Origin of the sequence: Enterobacter sp. E1 (assembly GCF_016809815.1) — a bacterium.
Lineage (GTDB): Bacteria > Pseudomonadota > Gammaproteobacteria > Enterobacterales > Enterobacteriaceae > Enterobacter > Enterobacter adelaidei.
Map to the genome: position 1 here is coordinate 241,687 of NZ_JAFBJM010000005.1, position 15,306 is coordinate 256,992.

The following is a 15,306-nucleotide window of genomic DNA, read 5'->3' on the forward strand; positions in this document are numbered from 1 at the left end:
GAAACATGATAGCTAACTCTCACCGTGGTTGCACGGCTACAGGCTCAACAAGGAGCGTCGGGAAGCTTATTTCACGTAGGCGAGCAGGCTGAGTGAATCGCGAGCCAGCGCTTTGCATTTTTTGGCAGTAGGGATACCAATACCGCTCAGGTCACGGTAGCTGTCTTCACCAAGAGATTTCATGTCGAAGCTGTCGTAATTGCTGAGGTCCCATTGGTTCTGCTGAGCAAAAAAGACCAGCGCGCGGCGAATTTGCCCGTTGGGTAAATTCTGGTAGCCACAATCATTTTTCAGGAACACAAAAACCGCCGTCAGATCGGCCATATCTTCCGCTTCATTTTCACTTAGCGCATAGCTGTTCGCACACATTGCCATCAGGCTGGTGAACAAAATTGTCCTGAAAAACGTCTTCATTGCTTCTACCACTGCTTCACGGAAAAATAACGTTAGCATACTTGGTGCCAGTGCGACGATCTTTATTATTACCGCTTTACTTGACCTTCCGGTAAGGGGAGGGTTTATGCTCAAAAGATCGCCGGCTGGAAATAAGGAAATGAACATGCAACGTCGTGATTTTTTAAAATATTCCGTTGCGCTGGGGGTTGCCAGCGCATTACCACTGTGGAGCCGCACAGTCTTCGCGGCTGACAGACCTGCCTTACCCATCCCGGACTTACTGACTGCTGACGCCCGTAGTCGTATCCAGCTTGTTGTTCAGTCCGGTAAAACGGCCTTCGGTGGACACAACGCTACTACGTGGGGTTATAACGGCAATCTGCTTGGTCCAGCGCTTCAGCTACGTAAAGGGAAAGCCGTCACCGTTGATATTCACAACACGCTGGCAGAAGAGACGACGCTGCACTGGCACGGGCTGGAGGTGCCGGGCGAGGTCGACGGCGGTCCGCAAGGGATTATTAAAGCGGGCGGTACGCGCAGCGTTACCTTTACTCCTGACCAGCGCGCCGCGACCTGCTGGTTCCACCCCCATCAGCACGGCAAAACGGGCCATCAGGTGGCAATGGGGTTGGCGGGCCTGGTGCTGATTGAAGATGACGAAAGCCGCCTGCTGCGTCTGCCTAAACAGTGGGGGATCGACGATGTACCGGTGATTGTCCAGGACAAAAAATTCACCGCAGACGGTCAGATTGATTATCAACTGGATGTGATGACCGCGGCGGTAGGCTGGTTTGGTGATACTCTGCTGACCAACGGCGCCATTTATCCGCAGCACGCCGCGCCGAAGGGCTGGCTGCGTTTACGTCTGCTTAACGGGTGCAATGCACGCTCCCTGAACTTTGCTACCAGTGATAATCGTCCTCTGTACGTGGTCGCCAGCGACGGCGGATTGCTACCTGAACCGGTGAAAGTGAGCGAGCTCCCAATGCTGATGGGGGAACGTTTTGAAGTGCTGGTGGATATCAGTGACGGCAAAGTGTTTGACCTGGTCACGTTGCCGGTCAGTCAGATGGGTATGGCGGTTGCGCCCTTTGACAAGCCGCACCCGGTGCTGCGGATCCAGCCACTGCAGGTTACAGCGTCGGGCACGCTGCAGGATACGCTGACGTCGCTCCCGGCGTTACCTTCCCTTGAAGGTTTAACCCAACGTAAGCTGCAGCTTTCCATGAACCCGATGCTCGATATGATGGGTATGCAGGCGCTGATGGCGAAATATGGCGATCGGGCGATGGCGGGGATGCACCACGGGCAGATGATGGGGCATATGAATATGGACCACGGCAAAATGGGCGGCATGGGCAACATGAATCATGGTGACCATGGCTTTGACTTCCACAATGCCAACATGATCAACGGCCAGGCGTTCGACATGAACACGCCAATGTTTGCTGCCACAAAAGGGCAGTTTGAGCGTTGGGTGATTTCTGGCGAAGGCGACATGATGCTGCATCCGTTCCATATCCACGGTACCCAGTTCCGCATTCTTTCAGAGAACGGCAAAGCGCCTGATGTGCATCGCGCGGGCTGGAAAGATACCGTCAGGGTTGAAGGAGGGGTCAGCGAGGTGCTGGTGAAATTTGACCATGCCGCGCCGAAAGAGTTTGCCTATATGGCGCACTGTCATCTGCTGGAGCATGAAGATACGGGGATGATGTTGGGGTTCACGGTATAAAAAAGCCGGGTGGCGGCGTCGCCTTACCCGGCTTACATCTCGAACCGTAGGCCCGGTAAGCGTAGCGCCACCGGGCCTTTTTAGTTACTTACTTTCATCAGGCAGTGCATACGCGACAATATAGTCGCCCATCTTCGTGCCAAACGAACCGTGACCACCCGCAGAGATGACAACGTACTGCTTGCCATTCACTTCATAGGTCATCGGCGTTGCCTGTCCACCGGCTGGCAGACGGCCTTGCCACAGTTTCTCGCCGTTGGTCATGTTGTACGCGCGCAGGTAGTTATCTGCGGTTGCCGCGATGAACAGGACGTTACCGGCGGTGGAGATTGGGCCACCCAGCATCGGCATACCCATATTGAACGGCACCGGAACTGGCATCGGGAACGGCATGCTGTCCTGTGGCGTACCAATACGTTTTTTCCACACAATCTGGTTAGTTTTCAGGTCCAGACCGGAGATATAACCCCAGGCAGGCTGTTTACACGGCAGACCAAACGGAGACAGGAACGGGTTCAGCGTCACGCCAAACGGCACGCCATACTGCGGCTGAATGCCGGATTCGGTCCCTGTGCCTTTCGCGTCTTTCGGTGGCTCCATTGGGTTACCTGGGCCACGTGGGATCAGACGGGAAACGAACGGCAGCGCCATCGGGTTGGCAATCGCCACCTGACGGTTCGGGTCAACGGAGATCCCGCCCCATTCGAACATCCCCAGGTTACCCGGGAAGACCAGCGTGCCCTGCTCAGAAGGCGGGGTGAAGATACCTTCGTAGCGCAACTGGTGGAACATCACGCGGCACACCAGCTGGTCAAACATGGTGGCACCCCACATGTCTGCACCGCTCAGATCTTTCTTCGGACGGAAGCTCAGGTCAGAGAATGGCTGCGTCTTGCTGACGTAATCGCCTTTTGCCGCACCCTGCGGAACTGGTTTTTCTGGCGCAGGCACAACCAGTTTACCGTTGCTGCGATCCAGTACGAAGATGTTGCCGGTTTTCGCCGGAGCGTAAATCACCGGAACGGTTTTACCGTTAACGGTAATGTCCGCCAGTGTCGGCTGGGATGGCATGTCCATATCCCACAGATCGTGGTGAACGGTCTGGTAGCTCCAGGCCAGCTTACCGGTGGTCGCATTCAGCGCCACGATAGCGCTCGCATAACGTTCCTGCTCTGGCGTGCGGTAACCACCCCAGATATCGGGTGTGGTTACACCCATTGGCAGGTAGACCAGGTCCAGCTTCGCGTCATACGCCGCTGGCGCCCAGGAGTTTGGCGAGTTAAAGGTAAAGGTGTGTTCATCTGACGGGATCGCATTGGGATCTTTCGCGCCCGGGTCGAAGGCCCACAGCAGTTTACCGGTGTTCACGTCGAAACCACGGATGACGCCGGAGGTTTCACGCGTGGAGAAGTTATCTGTTACCGAACCAGCAATCACGATGGTTTTATCGGTGATGATCGGTGGAGAGGTTGGCTCATACAGACCCGGCGTGGTGTCCGGCATATTGGTCTGCAGATTAAGGATACCTTTGTTGGCAAAGGTTTCGCACAGCTTGCCCGTTTCGGCGTTGATGGCGAACAGGCGGCCATCGTTCACCGGCAGCATAATGCGGCGAGGACAGTCGGCAATGACTTCCGGGCTGGCATTATCGGCACGCGCTTCGTGGTAAGAGACGCCACGGCAGGTGACATGCTGGAACGACGGGTTGGAATTGAGCTGTGGGTCGAAGTGCCATTTCTCTTTACCCGTGGCCGCATCAAGCGCGAACAGACGCTGGTGCGCCGTACACAGATAAAGCATATCGCCCACTTTAATTGGCGTCACTTCGTTGGTCAGTTCGCCCGGATCGTTTGGCATCTTCAGATCGCCAGTACGGAATACCCAGGCTTCTTTCAGGTTTTTAACGTTATCCGCGTTGATCTGCTTCAGCGGGGAGTAGCGTTGACCTTCCTGATTACGACCATACGCAGGCCAGTCACCGTCCGCCACCTGCGAGATAGCCGCAGCAGGCGTGGATTCCGCGTTTAGCGTACCGTTGATTTCCTGCGGGTCGTTAAAACCGGCCCAGGTCAGGATGCCACCGCTGATTAACAGGGCTACCACCAGCGCTGCAACGGCACCACTGGAAGGCACAATCAGGCGACGCCACACGAAGGGCAGGATCAGCCAGATACCAAAGAACACGAGGATGTCGCTACGTGGCGTCAGTGCCCAGAAGTCGAACCCGACTTCCCAGACGCCCCAGATCATGGTGGCGAGGAGTAATGCAGCATACAGCCACAGCGCGGATTGTTTTCTACGCAATAGCAGGATGGTTACACCAACCATAACCAAACCTGCAATTGGGTAGTACCAGGAGCCGCCAAGCGCGACCAGCCAGACGCCACCGATTAACAAATACAGCGCGCAGAAAGCTGCGAAGGCCGCTGTTAATGTCACCAGTAGACGCGGCTGTTGAGATTTTGTTTCAGCCATAGAAAAGTACTCGTCAGTTTTGTTAATTATTTGCTAGCAATTAATTATAGGCATTAACAAATGTGATCGGAATCACAATATTTGCTTTTTACAACTCATACGCCAGGGTTATCCATTTGCTGATATAATGGCTGGCTTGCGTATCGATGCCGGAGATTAATTCATCCGCATTGAGAGATTTTCATTAAAATCATATGGTTAGTAATATGAAACATACTGTTGAAGTGATGATCCCGGAAGCCGAGATCAAAGCGCGTATCGCCGAACTGGGTCGTCAAATCACCGAACATTACAAGGACAGCGGCAGCGAAATGGTGCTGGTCGGTCTGTTGCGTGGCTCTTTCATGTTCATGGCAGACCTGTGCCGTGAAGTGCATGTGCCACATGAGGTCGATTTTATGACCGCCTCCAGCTACGGCAGCGGCATGTCCACAACCCGTGATGTGAAAATCCTGAAAGACCTGGATGAAGATATTCGTGGCAAAGATGTGTTGATCGTTGAGGACATCATCGACTCCGGCAACACGCTGTCTAAAGTGCGCGAGATCCTGAGCCTGCGTGAACCGAAATCCCTGGCTATCTGCACATTGCTGGATAAGCCTGACCGCCGTGAAGTACAGGTTCCGGTGGAGTTCGTGGGTTTCTCGATTCCTGACGAATTCGTCGTCGGTTACGGCATTGACTACGCGCAGCGCTATCGTCATCTGCCGTATGTGGGGAAAGTGGTATTGCTGGACGAGTAATGGTGGGCTGATGCCCTCACCCCGGCCCTCTCCCTGTGGGAGAGGGAGAAAATTCCCGGCTTTATTTATGGTTTACATGCTTAAGCTGAAGGTTGGCAATTCCCGAACGGTAACGCTGTTCCAGCGTTTCGCGGTTTGTTGCAGTCACTTCCAGATTGCGCAGCAGGCCATCGTGAATACCGTACGCCCAGCCGTGGACAGAGACCTTCTGCCCGCGCTTCCACGCCGATTGCATAATCGTTGAGTGGCCCAGGTTATAGACCTGCTCCATCACGTTGAGTTCGCAAAGGGTGTCCATGCGACGCTCCTGCGGCATTTCGCCGAGCAGTGAGCTATGTTTGAACCAGATATCGCGGATGTGCAGCAGCCAGTTATCAATGAGCCCCAGTTCCGTGTTTTCAACCGCCGCCTGCACGCCGCCGCAGCCATAGTGACCGCAAATAATGATGTGCTCGACTTCCAGAACGTCAACGGCATACTGAACCACAGAAAGACAGTTGAGGTCGGTATGGATCACCAGGTTGGCGACATTACGGTGAACAAACAGTTCGCCGGGCTCGAGGCCGGTCAGGCGTTCGGCCGGGACGCGGCTGTCGGAACACCCAATCCACAGAAAGCGTGGGTTCTGGGCTTGCGCCAGTTTTCCAAAAAATCCGGGGTCTTCCTCCACTAGCATTTTTGACCATAGTGCATTGTTGCTGATGAGTGTATCTATGTTGTTCATGGAGGTTAGCGACCTGTAACCGAGTTATTGCGTTGCGCTACTATAGGGTAACCCGACTTTTAATGAAACCACACAACGTGTGTAAGAACTGAAGGTAAGTTAAATTCATGGCTATTGCACTGGAGCTTGAGCAGCTTAAAAAAACCTATCCAGGTGGCGTTCAGGCGCTACGCGGGATAGATCTAAAAGTAGAGGCCGGTGATTTTTACGCGCTTCTGGGACCGAACGGCGCGGGGAAATCCACCACGATCGGTATTATCAGCTCGCTGGTTAATAAAACGTCCGGTCGGGTCAGCGTCTTTGGTTATGACCTGCAAAAAGACGTGGTGAACGCCAAGCGCCAGCTGGGGCTGGTTCCGCAGGAGTTCAACTTTAACCCCTTTGAAACCGTACAACAGATTGTAGTGAACCAGGCAGGTTACTACGGCGTTGAGCGCAAAGAGGCGCTTGAGCGCAGCGAAAAGTATCTAAAACAGCTCGATTTGTGGGAAAAGCGTAACGAACGTGCGAGGATGTTATCCGGTGGGATGAAGCGCCGTTTGATGATTGCCCGTGCGCTGATGCATGAACCAAAACTGCTGATCCTCGATGAGCCCACCGCTGGTGTGGACATCGAACTTCGCCGCTCAATGTGGGGGTTCCTGAAAGATCTTAACGACAAAGGCACTACCATTATTCTGACCACCCACTACCTGGAAGAGGCTGAGATGCTGTGCCGCAACATCGGCATCATTCAGAATGGCGAGCTGGTGGAAAACACCTCGATGAAAGACCTGCTCTCCAAGCTGAAATCAGAAACCTTTATCCTCGACCTGGCGGCGAAAAGCCCGCTGCCAAAACTGGAAGGGTATCAGTATCGTCTGGTGGATACCTCGACGCTGGAAGTGGAAGTGCTGCGTGAGCAGGGGATTAACAGCGTGTTCTCTCAGCTAAGCGCACAGGGTGTTCAGGTCTTAAGTATGCGTAACAAAGCGAACCGACTGGAAGAGCTGTTTGTCTCTCTGGTGCAGGATAAACAAGGAGACAAGGCATGACGCATCTTTACTGGGTCGCGCTGAAAAGTATTTGGGCGAAAGAGATTAACCGCTTTATGCGCATCTGGGTGCAAACCCTGGTGCCGCCGGTGATCACCATGACGCTCTATTTCATCATCTTCGGCAACCTGATTGGCTCCCGGATTGGTGAGATGCACGGTTTTACCTATATGCAGTTTATCGTGCCGGGTCTGATCATGATGGCGGTGATCACTAACGCCTATGCCAACGTGGCGTCGTCATTCTTTAGCGCCAAGTTCCAGCGTAATATTGAAGAGCTGCTGGTCGCGCCTGTGCCAACGCACGTCATTATCGCCGGTTATGTCGGTGGCGGCGTGGCGCGTGGCCTCTGCGTGGGGATTCTGGTCACGGCGATCTCGCTGTTCTTTGTGCCGTTCCAGGTGCATTCCTGGCTGTTTGTCGCGCTGACGTTATTGCTGACGGCAATCTTGTTCTCGCTGGCTGGCCTGCTGAATGCAGTCTTCGCCAAAACGTTTGACGACATCAGCCTGATCCCGACCTTTGTGCTGACGCCACTGACTTATCTGGGTGGGGTATTCTACTCCCTCACGCTGCTGCCTCCGTTCTGGCAGGCACTGTCGCACCTGAACCCGATTGTGTACATGATCAGCGGCTTCCGCTTTGGCTTCCTTGGCATTACCGATGTGCCGCTGTTTACCACGGTGGCGGTGCTGGTGGTGTTTATCCTCTTCTTCTATCTGCTGTGCTGGTATTTGATCCAGCGCGGGCGCGGTCTGCGCAGCTAACCGTCTGCCCGGCGACATTCTGTTTGCCGGGCACTTTCTTTGACAGTTATCACCCAAAGCGAACCTTCACTCCGCTAAACTACTTGCCTGCTAAGGAGAGAGTTATGTTGGGATGGGTGATTACCTGCCACGATGAACGGGCGCAGGACATGCTGGATAAGCTTGAAGCCAAATTTGGCCAGCTGGCGCAATGCCGGGCGGTAAATTATTGGCGTGGATTGAGCACCAACATGCTCAGCCGCATGATGTGCGATGCCCTGCATGAAACCGACACCGGTGATGGCGTGATTTTTTTGACCGATAAATCGGGCGCGGCGCCTTACCGCGCAGCCGCATTGCTGAGCCATAAGCATGATTGCTGTGAGGTGATCTCGGGCATCAGCCTTCCATTACTGAAAATGATGTATCCGCAGCGTGAAACGTTAACCAGTGCCGGATTCCGTGACGCTATTGTTGTGCAGGGCGCACCGGAAGTCAGCAGCTTGTGGCATCAGCAGCAAAAAAATCCTCCTTTCGTCCTGCTTCATGACCTGTATAAGAATTAAACGTTGGTATTGATGTCGCTTTTGCTACAATGGCATAAGTATTTCCGCTTCGAATAAGACCCTCATGTTCACGCGTATTGTTTTCCTGTTATTGATGTTCGTGTCTGGCATTTCTTCTGCCAGTTTACTCAGTCAGCAAAGCCTGCCTGCTCAATATATGCAAACCACCGAAGATGCGGCGATCTGGGCGCAGGTGGGGAACAGCGTCATTAATGTTGGCAATGTGCGCGCGGGGCAAATCCTGGCCGTCGTACCTGCGGCGGCGGATTACTACGAATTTCGCTTCGGTTTTGGCACGGGTTTTATCGACAAGGGGCACCTTGAGCCGGTTCAGGGGAAACAGCGTGTTGAGGACAGCCTTGGCGATCTGAATAAACCGCTGAGCAATCAGAACCTCATTACCTGGAAAGACACGCCGATCTATAACGCACCCTCCAGCGGTAGCGCACCGTTCGGGACGTTAAGCGCCAATCTTCGCTACCCTATACTGAACAAGCTTAAGGACCGTCTGAACCAGACCTGGTTCCAGATCCGCATCGGCAACCGTCTGGCATGGGTCAGCAGCCTGGATGCACAGGAAGACAACGGTATTCCTGTTATTACCTACCACCATATTTTGCGTGATGAAGAGAACACTCGTTTTCGTCATACCTCCACAACCACCAGCGTGCGGGCCTTTAACAACCAGATGACCTGGCTTCGCGACCAGGGCTACACCACCCTGACCATGTACCAGCTGGAAGGGTACGTGCGGAATAAGATGAACCTGCCTGCGAAGGCGGTAGCGATCACCTTCGATGACGGGCTGAAGTCCGTGAATCGTTACGCTTACCCAATACTGAAAGAGTATGGTTTTAAGGCGACGGCGTTTATTATTTCCTCACGCATCAAGCGGCATCCGCAAAAATGGGCACCAAAATTCCTGCAGTTTATGAGCGTGTCGGAGCTGGAGCAGATGCATGACGTGTTCGACTATCAGTCTCACACGCATTTTCTGCACCGCGTTGACGTCAATCATCAGCCCATTTTACTGAGCCGCAGCTACCACAATATTTTGTTTGATTTTAAGCGCTCACGACGGGACCTGGCGCAGTTTAACCCGCACGTGCTTTACCTCTCATATCCGTTTGGGGGCTACGACGAGAAAGCGATAAAAGCGGCGAACGATGCAGGGTTCCACCTGGCAGTGACGACGGTAAGGGGAAAGGTGAAACCGGGAGATAATCCGTTCTTACTGAAACGCCTGTACATCTTAAGAACGGATTCGCTGGAGACGATGTCGCGGCTGATCAGTAATCAGCCGCAGGGATAATGCACTTATTCGTAAGTAATACTGAAGGTGGCCGCCGTCTGGAAATCGCCCGAGTTTACCGCACTACCATCCGGTACAACTTGCGCGGAATAGTTGTAGCTAGTGTTAGCCCCCCAACTATCACGAATATCGCTAACGCTGACTGAACCATCAGGCATCATCTGAACGTTATGATCGGTATTCATGATCTTCACGGCGACGCCTGATGCACTACCGGCGCTTTTGGCGAGCAGACCCGTAACCGAAGATGGATACCCGCTAATCATTTTGACGGTCAATTTTGTCGCATAACAATTCTGCGTACTAAAGCTAAAAGGCACCGCTTGTGTACTGTTTTTCTTGATGTCACTGACAAAATAGTCGCCCAGGCTGACGTTGTTTGAACCGCCCTGCAACTGTATTGAGCAGGTCAGGTCGGGAATGCGGAAGTTCAGGGTGCTGTCTGTCACCGTAAAGGTAATAACAGGTTGTCCCGAAGGTCCAATCCTGAACTGACCGATGGTGCCGGCTAGAGAGTGACCCGTTGAAATGCCTTTTTCAGGTTTAAAATCAGGGGTCCTGAAATAGTCTATACGTAATGTCCAGTTAGAATCAGCTCCTTCCCAGGTAAATCCCCCCTGGGAAGGGAATACATTTTCGTTACCCCCTCCGGCAGGATATTCTAGCTGCAAGTTATCGTGACCCGAGCCACAGCCATCCGCAGTGCTGCACCATAACGTCGCGCTATAGACAATGCCAGGTACGCTTGTTTTAAAAAGTGCCTGACCACTGGGGCCAGTATATTTTGTATCAAGCAGACTGCTGTCAGTGATCACATGAACGGAGTTATCCCAGGGGGATGCACTTTTACATCCAATAGGATTACTACCCCGGAAGGGAATAGTATAATCGTACGACCCGTTGGCATCTTCTACGAAGTTAATATAACCATCAATGATCCCCATATTCAGATCCACTGTAACAGGATCGTTTGTAACCGTGTAGATACCTTCGGCACTGGAGTTAATATAACAACTCTGATCCGCCAGTGCCGGCTTTATTATAATCAGCGATAGTAACCCTACTAGCGAGAATATTATTTTCTTCATTACATTTCCTTGTAATTTATTCATACATGACGCTAACCAGAACATTGCTGGTAATTCTGCCAGCGGTAATCGCCCCTGTGTTCTGATAACGAGCATAGAAATCGTAATCCGTCAGATAAGCAAAGTTTTTTTGCTGCGAGGTGACATCGTAAACCACATCAGAACTGCCATCCTGTTTTAAAACATTCTGATGGAACGCGTCTGAAAAGATGACAAGACCGACATTTTTGGCTCCGTCACTTTCCTGCTCTTTATCATTAGCAAATACCTGTTTATTCCCCACAGCCAGAGAACCTGATTGCGGTGCAAAACTAAAATGTAATTTGCTTGCTGCGCCACTGGCTATATCATCACAATCAGTCACTTGTACAGAGAACCGCGTTCCGCCTGCATCCTGGGCTGCATTGTATTTATTACTGCCATCGGTATTGAAAAACCAGCTGCGGGCAACCACCGGCAACTGAACCTGGCCGCCGTTCGAGACGCTAATTTTACAGGTATTGGCAATAATATTGGCCCTGATATTAACGTCCATCCATGCCCCATCCGCATGGGATGAGGCAGGGATCAGCAAACCTGAAATAACGGCCAGCAGCAGCCTGTATTTTTTTATAAATAACGGTGTATTTCGCATCGTCAAGCTACCGCCTGTTCTTTATGACTTATTGATAGGTGACCAGAAACGTGACAGGCGAAGTAACCGACCCTGTAGTGACATCAGCAACGGTCTTACCGTCAGCGACCACAACGCGCGAACTCAAATTATAGGTCGCTGTGCCAGACGAAATAGTCACGGTTTCGGTTTGTGGTGGTTTACAGCTCAGTTGTGTTCCTGTCGCTGAATCTCCATTCCACAGTTCAAATGCCGTATTGTTATTTGCACCAAAATTCAGGCTGGAGGCGGAGGAACAACTGCCACCTGCGCCAGTGGTTGCTCTGATGGCTGCTGATGACACGCCAGCACAACCGGTGAAGGCAATTTTGAACGCCTCTTCACGGGTTTTATTGGCCAGATCGGATTTGAAGACATCACCGAAATTTATTTGAGATACCGGTGAGCCAGAAGCATTCTGCACCTGAGCGCTACAGGTTCCCGCTTCAATGGTGGTGTTAAAGGTTGCTGAAACACTGCTCGTCCCGGTAATGGTTGCAGACGCGGTCATGGATACTAATCCCAGAACAGAGAGGGCAAAGATAGTAGGTTTAAATTCCATTATAGGTTCTCCGTTTTCTGTCTGGTTATTCGTAATAGAAGTTAAAAGTAGCGACGGCGTTGAACTGACCTGTCGTTGCACTGCCTGCTTGGGTTTCTACCAGTTTGGCGGTTAAAGGCACTTCTTGTGCTGAGATTTCACCCGGGGACCAGACAATACGTTTACTGTCATCTGTCGAGTTGATCTCGAAAGGCGCTGTTGGCAATGAACTACGTGCGATCGACACCCCAACATAGCTGGCGCCGCCAGAAGCCGCGGTAATGCCGTTCGCAATAGCTGTTTTAACCGTTGATGCTGATCCGCTTACGGTTGTTTTCAGTGAAGAGAGGCTGGATGGACACTCTGTCAGCACCAGTTTGAAATCGGTTGTCGCTGTACCTGCCGCAATCGTATCAATACGGGTTTTCGCATTGGTTCCGAGTGTAATGGTGTTGTTTTTACCATTGCCTGTTCCGCCACTGATGGCCATATCACAGGTGGTTTCCCGGATATTGGCCGTGAAGGTAACGTCGAGATTATCCGCAGCCTGGGCATAACCGCTGGTGACGGACAAAAGCGTTGCTGCATAAATGCAGCGAACGAAATGATTCAAAGTGAACTTCATGAGTAAAAACTCCCTGTTATAAATGAATTACATCCGGCACAGTTGATGGGTTAGAAGAGTGGTCAAACCCGCCTTCTGTGCATTGGGTTGAATCTGATATTGAACGTTACAGGCGCTTTGTTGCCCGTTACCCCAGACAACCCTGAGCGTGCCTTTATCTTCAATACCGCGAACATAGGCTTGCCCGGCCTGACCCACACTGCCAACGATCTCGCCCTTCTCGTTCAGCACGTCGGCGCCGAGAGGGATGAAGCCGTTATCAGAACGCTGGAGCTCAAGTACTGCCGAACGACCTTCGTTGGTTTCGAAATTCACCAGCACCACCGCACCGCTACGCGGTACGGCAACCGTACTGGTATTTTTCACTTCAACGTCGGCACTCATGGTGCTGGTGTCGAGGCCGATACGGTTTTCGCGGTAGGCGGAAAGATAAGGCATGATGGCGTAGCCGGAATTGCCGATCTCACCGTCACCGTTATTCAGACGTGCCCCTTTTGCTCCACTGGCTTTAATCAGTGCCAGCGAGTCGGTATCACTGATGCTGCCTGGTGCCAGCGTTATCCCGCCGGAATGCAGCAGCATCCCGCCGCTGTAGCTGGCAGAATATTGTTGCTGGTTGTCATCGCTCGCTGAGGCAGAAAGGCTTAGCGGACCATAAGGGCTGTTATAGCTGCCATAGCCGCTGATCTGATTGAGCGTATTATCATCCGTTCGGTTATTACTGGTCGTCACGCTGTAGTTGAAACGGTTGTCCTCGGTATTGCCGTTCGCAGTGGTATTGAGGCTCGTGCTTCCGTTGAAATCAGAGTTCAGACCCACGTTAACGCTGTTGAAACCAGCAGGGTGTTTACCCGTACCAAACAACGCATCGAACGGCAGGCTGACGTTGAGGTAAACGCTGTCTTCTTGTTCACCAAATTCATCATAAGTACGCTGCAAGGAGACGCTGTAACTGCCATAGGTAAAGGCGTTGCTATAACCCACGGTATAGTTAGAGCTTGAACGGCTGCCATCCCAGTAATCCTGCCAGCTACCGTTGACGTACATCGAACCATAATCCACTTTGCCAGTGCGTAGCGGCTGGCTGATGTTGACCTGAATTTGGTTTTTCATACGCTGGAAGGTGCTATACACATCCTCGCTATTACTGCCGGGTTTCAGTTCCTGATCGCGATACTTCACGCGATCGGCCAGTGAGGCCGCATCGTGCAAGCTGAGGTAGTCTTCCGTGGAGAAGCGGTAGGCTGCCACGTTTAATGACGTATCCGTTGCCGAGAGCATCTTACTGAAGGAGAGTCGATAACTCTGGCCTGTCAGCGTACGAAGCCCGTCGATATCTGCGCTGGAGTGGGTAACATCCAGTGCAAATGCACCGATCTCAGTGTTCATGGCAAGACCTGCGAGGCCCGCGTAAAAACCGGTGTCCATATATTGCAGGCCGGTATACCCGGTGAAGGTATTGTTCAGCCCGTAATAGAGGGTGGCATAAGCCACTTTTGGTGAGTCATGCAATGAATCGTCATGCAACTCGCCAGCACCAACATCCCAACGTGCGAAGCCCGGACGTAACATTTGAGTCACGGATGAATACGGGACCGAGAAAGAGCGCTTGCTGCCATCGGCTTCCTCGATAGTCACCAGCAGGTCGTTGCCGTAGCCTGTAGTGCTGAGATCGGAAATCTCAAATGCACCCGGTGGCACGGTTGTTTCATAAATCTTGTTCCCGCTTTGTGTTACAGAGACACGGGCGTTGCTGTTAGCAACACCGCGGATGACAGGCGCATAGCTGGAAAGCCCGTTCGGCAGCATACGATCGTCATTATAAAGACGTAAACCGCGCAGGCCGATCGAGTCAAATGCGTCACCACGCGTGTAAGAGTCGCCAATCAACATCTGAGCTTTAAGCGGCGTGATATCTCTCTGCAGATAAATATCCTGGTTTGAGTAATCACTGCCGTTTTTTTCATTCCAGTTCAGACTCCCGCGTGAACGGAAACGCCACGGGCCTAAATTGGCACCGTAACGTAAGCCTGCATAGGCGCTGTCACTGTTGCTGCCCGTACCTTCACTGTGCCAGGCGTTGAGGTCGTAGGACGCCATTGCGACAGGAATACCTTCTTCCCAGAGTGAAGGGTCGACATATCCCTGAGGAAGTTTAAGCACGTACAGCTGGGGAACGGTCAGATCCAGTTCTTGAGTTGACGAGTTAAAGTTGACCGTCGCACCAGGGAACGCTTTCGTGATATCAAAACACGTTGCCGCATCGCCCGAATCCGCTTTTTCAAGCGATTCAGTATTAATACCGACCTGTCTCAGCGTTGTTAATGTCATACACGGCGTAGCACGCGGTGTGCCGTTATCTTTAAACTCGACTTCGGTAGTTATTTTTGCTTTGCCATTAACATTTATTTTGGTCTGATATTTCCCCGGTAAAATAGGGTTACCTTGCGAAAAACGACCCACGTCGATTTTATTACCCGTGTTAAATAAAAACTGGTCGTTAAACTCGACATCATCCGCTGTGGAATTGACAGTGGATTGAATATCATCCGCGATAGCATTCAGAGGTATTGCCGCACTAATAGAAAGGCACAGAAATGAACGTCGAAAAAACATTATTATCCCGATCCGTGTGTTGCCGATAACGTATTCGGCATAGCCATGTAATATGA

The 15,306-nt window shown here is 52.1% G+C and carries 14 protein-coding genes; 6 read left to right on the forward strand and 8 right to left on the reverse strand.

Going from position 1 to position 15,306, the window contains the following annotated elements:
• Positions 1-66: 66 nt before the first annotated feature.
• Positions 67-414, reverse strand: a complete 348-nt coding sequence (locus tag JGF26_RS15340; protein ID WP_028016713.1) for a YacC family pilotin-like protein — start codon at positions 412-414, stop codon at positions 67-69.
• A gap of 145 nt (positions 415-559) precedes the next feature.
• Here JGF26_RS15340 and cueO point away from each other — a divergent pair, with 145 nt between their 5' ends.
• On the forward strand, positions 560-2,128 hold the full coding sequence (gene cueO / locus JGF26_RS15345; protein WP_108089579.1) for a multicopper oxidase CueO: 1,569 nt from the start codon (positions 560-562) through the stop codon (positions 2,126-2,128).
• 84 nt (positions 2,129-2,212) lie between these two features.
• On the opposite strand, the gene JGF26_RS15350 is transcribed toward cueO, so the two are convergent.
• A complete protein-coding gene (locus tag JGF26_RS15350) occupies positions 2,213-4,603 on the reverse strand; it encodes a glucose/quinate/shikimate family membrane-bound PQQ-dependent dehydrogenase (RefSeq protein WP_134708302.1) in 2,391 nt (796 codons plus the stop codon).
• 206 nt (positions 4,604-4,809) lie between these two features.
• On the opposite strand from JGF26_RS15350, the gene hpt reads away from it, so the two are divergent.
• Complete coding sequence (hpt, locus tag JGF26_RS15355) at positions 4,810-5,346, forward strand: hypoxanthine phosphoribosyltransferase (protein WP_008501948.1); 537 nt, start codon at positions 4,810-4,812, stop codon at positions 5,344-5,346.
• A gap of 61 nt (positions 5,347-5,407) precedes the next feature.
• On the opposite strand, the gene can is transcribed toward hpt, so the two are convergent.
• Positions 5,408-6,070, reverse strand: coding sequence for a carbonate dehydratase (gene can / locus JGF26_RS15360; RefSeq protein ID WP_028016716.1), 663 nt, complete (start codon positions 6,068-6,070; stop codon positions 5,408-5,410).
• A gap of 107 nt (positions 6,071-6,177) precedes the next feature.
• Between can and JGF26_RS15365 the strand changes: the two genes are divergently transcribed.
• The 4 genes from JGF26_RS15365 (at position 6,178) to JGF26_RS15380 (ending at position 9,728) form a co-directional block, all read left to right on the forward strand.
• Complete coding sequence (locus JGF26_RS15365; protein WP_028016717.1) at positions 6,178-7,104, forward strand: ABC transporter ATP-binding protein; 927 nt, start codon at positions 6,178-6,180, stop codon at positions 7,102-7,104.
• A complete protein-coding gene (locus tag JGF26_RS15370; protein ID WP_028016718.1) occupies positions 7,101-7,871 on the forward strand; it encodes an ABC transporter permease in 771 nt (256 codons plus the stop codon). The genes JGF26_RS15365 and JGF26_RS15370 overlap by 4 nt, the downstream gene beginning before the upstream one ends.
• A 104-nt stretch (positions 7,872-7,975) precedes the next feature.
• Positions 7,976-8,416: a PTS sugar transporter subunit IIA gene (locus tag JGF26_RS15375; RefSeq protein ID WP_134708303.1), complete on the forward strand. Its 441-nt coding sequence runs from the start codon at positions 7,976-7,978 to the stop codon at positions 8,414-8,416.
• 64 nt (positions 8,417-8,480) lie between these two features.
• Complete coding sequence (locus JGF26_RS15380) at positions 8,481-9,728, forward strand: polysaccharide deacetylase family protein (protein ID WP_028016720.1); 1,248 nt, start codon at positions 8,481-8,483, stop codon at positions 9,726-9,728.
• Positions 9,729-9,733: 5 nt separating this feature from the next.
• On the opposite strand, the gene JGF26_RS15385 is transcribed toward JGF26_RS15380, so the two are convergent.
• The 5 genes from JGF26_RS15385 to JGF26_RS15405 are packed head-to-tail and all read right to left on the reverse strand — an operon-like array spanning position 9,734 to position 15,250.
• Entirely contained in the window at positions 9,734-10,816 is a 1,083-nt protein-coding gene (locus tag JGF26_RS15385; protein ID WP_167587204.1) for a fimbrial protein, read from the reverse strand.
• 16 nt (positions 10,817-10,832) lie between these two features.
• The gene (locus JGF26_RS15390) at positions 10,833-11,450 is read right to left on the reverse strand and encodes a fimbrial-like protein (RefSeq protein WP_134708305.1); all 618 of its coding nucleotides are present in this window, start codon (positions 11,448-11,450) and stop codon (positions 10,833-10,835) included.
• A 28-nt stretch (positions 11,451-11,478) separates the two neighbouring features.
• Positions 11,479-12,030 carry a fimbrial protein gene (locus tag JGF26_RS15395; RefSeq protein WP_134708306.1) on the reverse strand — a complete coding sequence of 184 codons (552 nt, stop codon included), beginning with the start codon at positions 12,028-12,030 and terminating at the stop codon, positions 11,479-11,481.
• A gap of 25 nt (positions 12,031-12,055) precedes the next feature.
• Positions 12,056-12,634 (reverse strand): fimbrial protein, encoded by a 579-nt coding sequence (locus JGF26_RS15400; protein ID WP_134708307.1) that lies wholly within the window; start codon positions 12,632-12,634, stop codon positions 12,056-12,058.
• A gap of 27 nt (positions 12,635-12,661) precedes the next feature.
• Entirely contained in the window at positions 12,662-15,250 is a 2,589-nt protein-coding gene (locus tag JGF26_RS15405; protein ID WP_134708308.1) for an outer membrane usher protein, read from the reverse strand.
• Positions 15,251-15,306 lie beyond the last annotated feature (56 nt).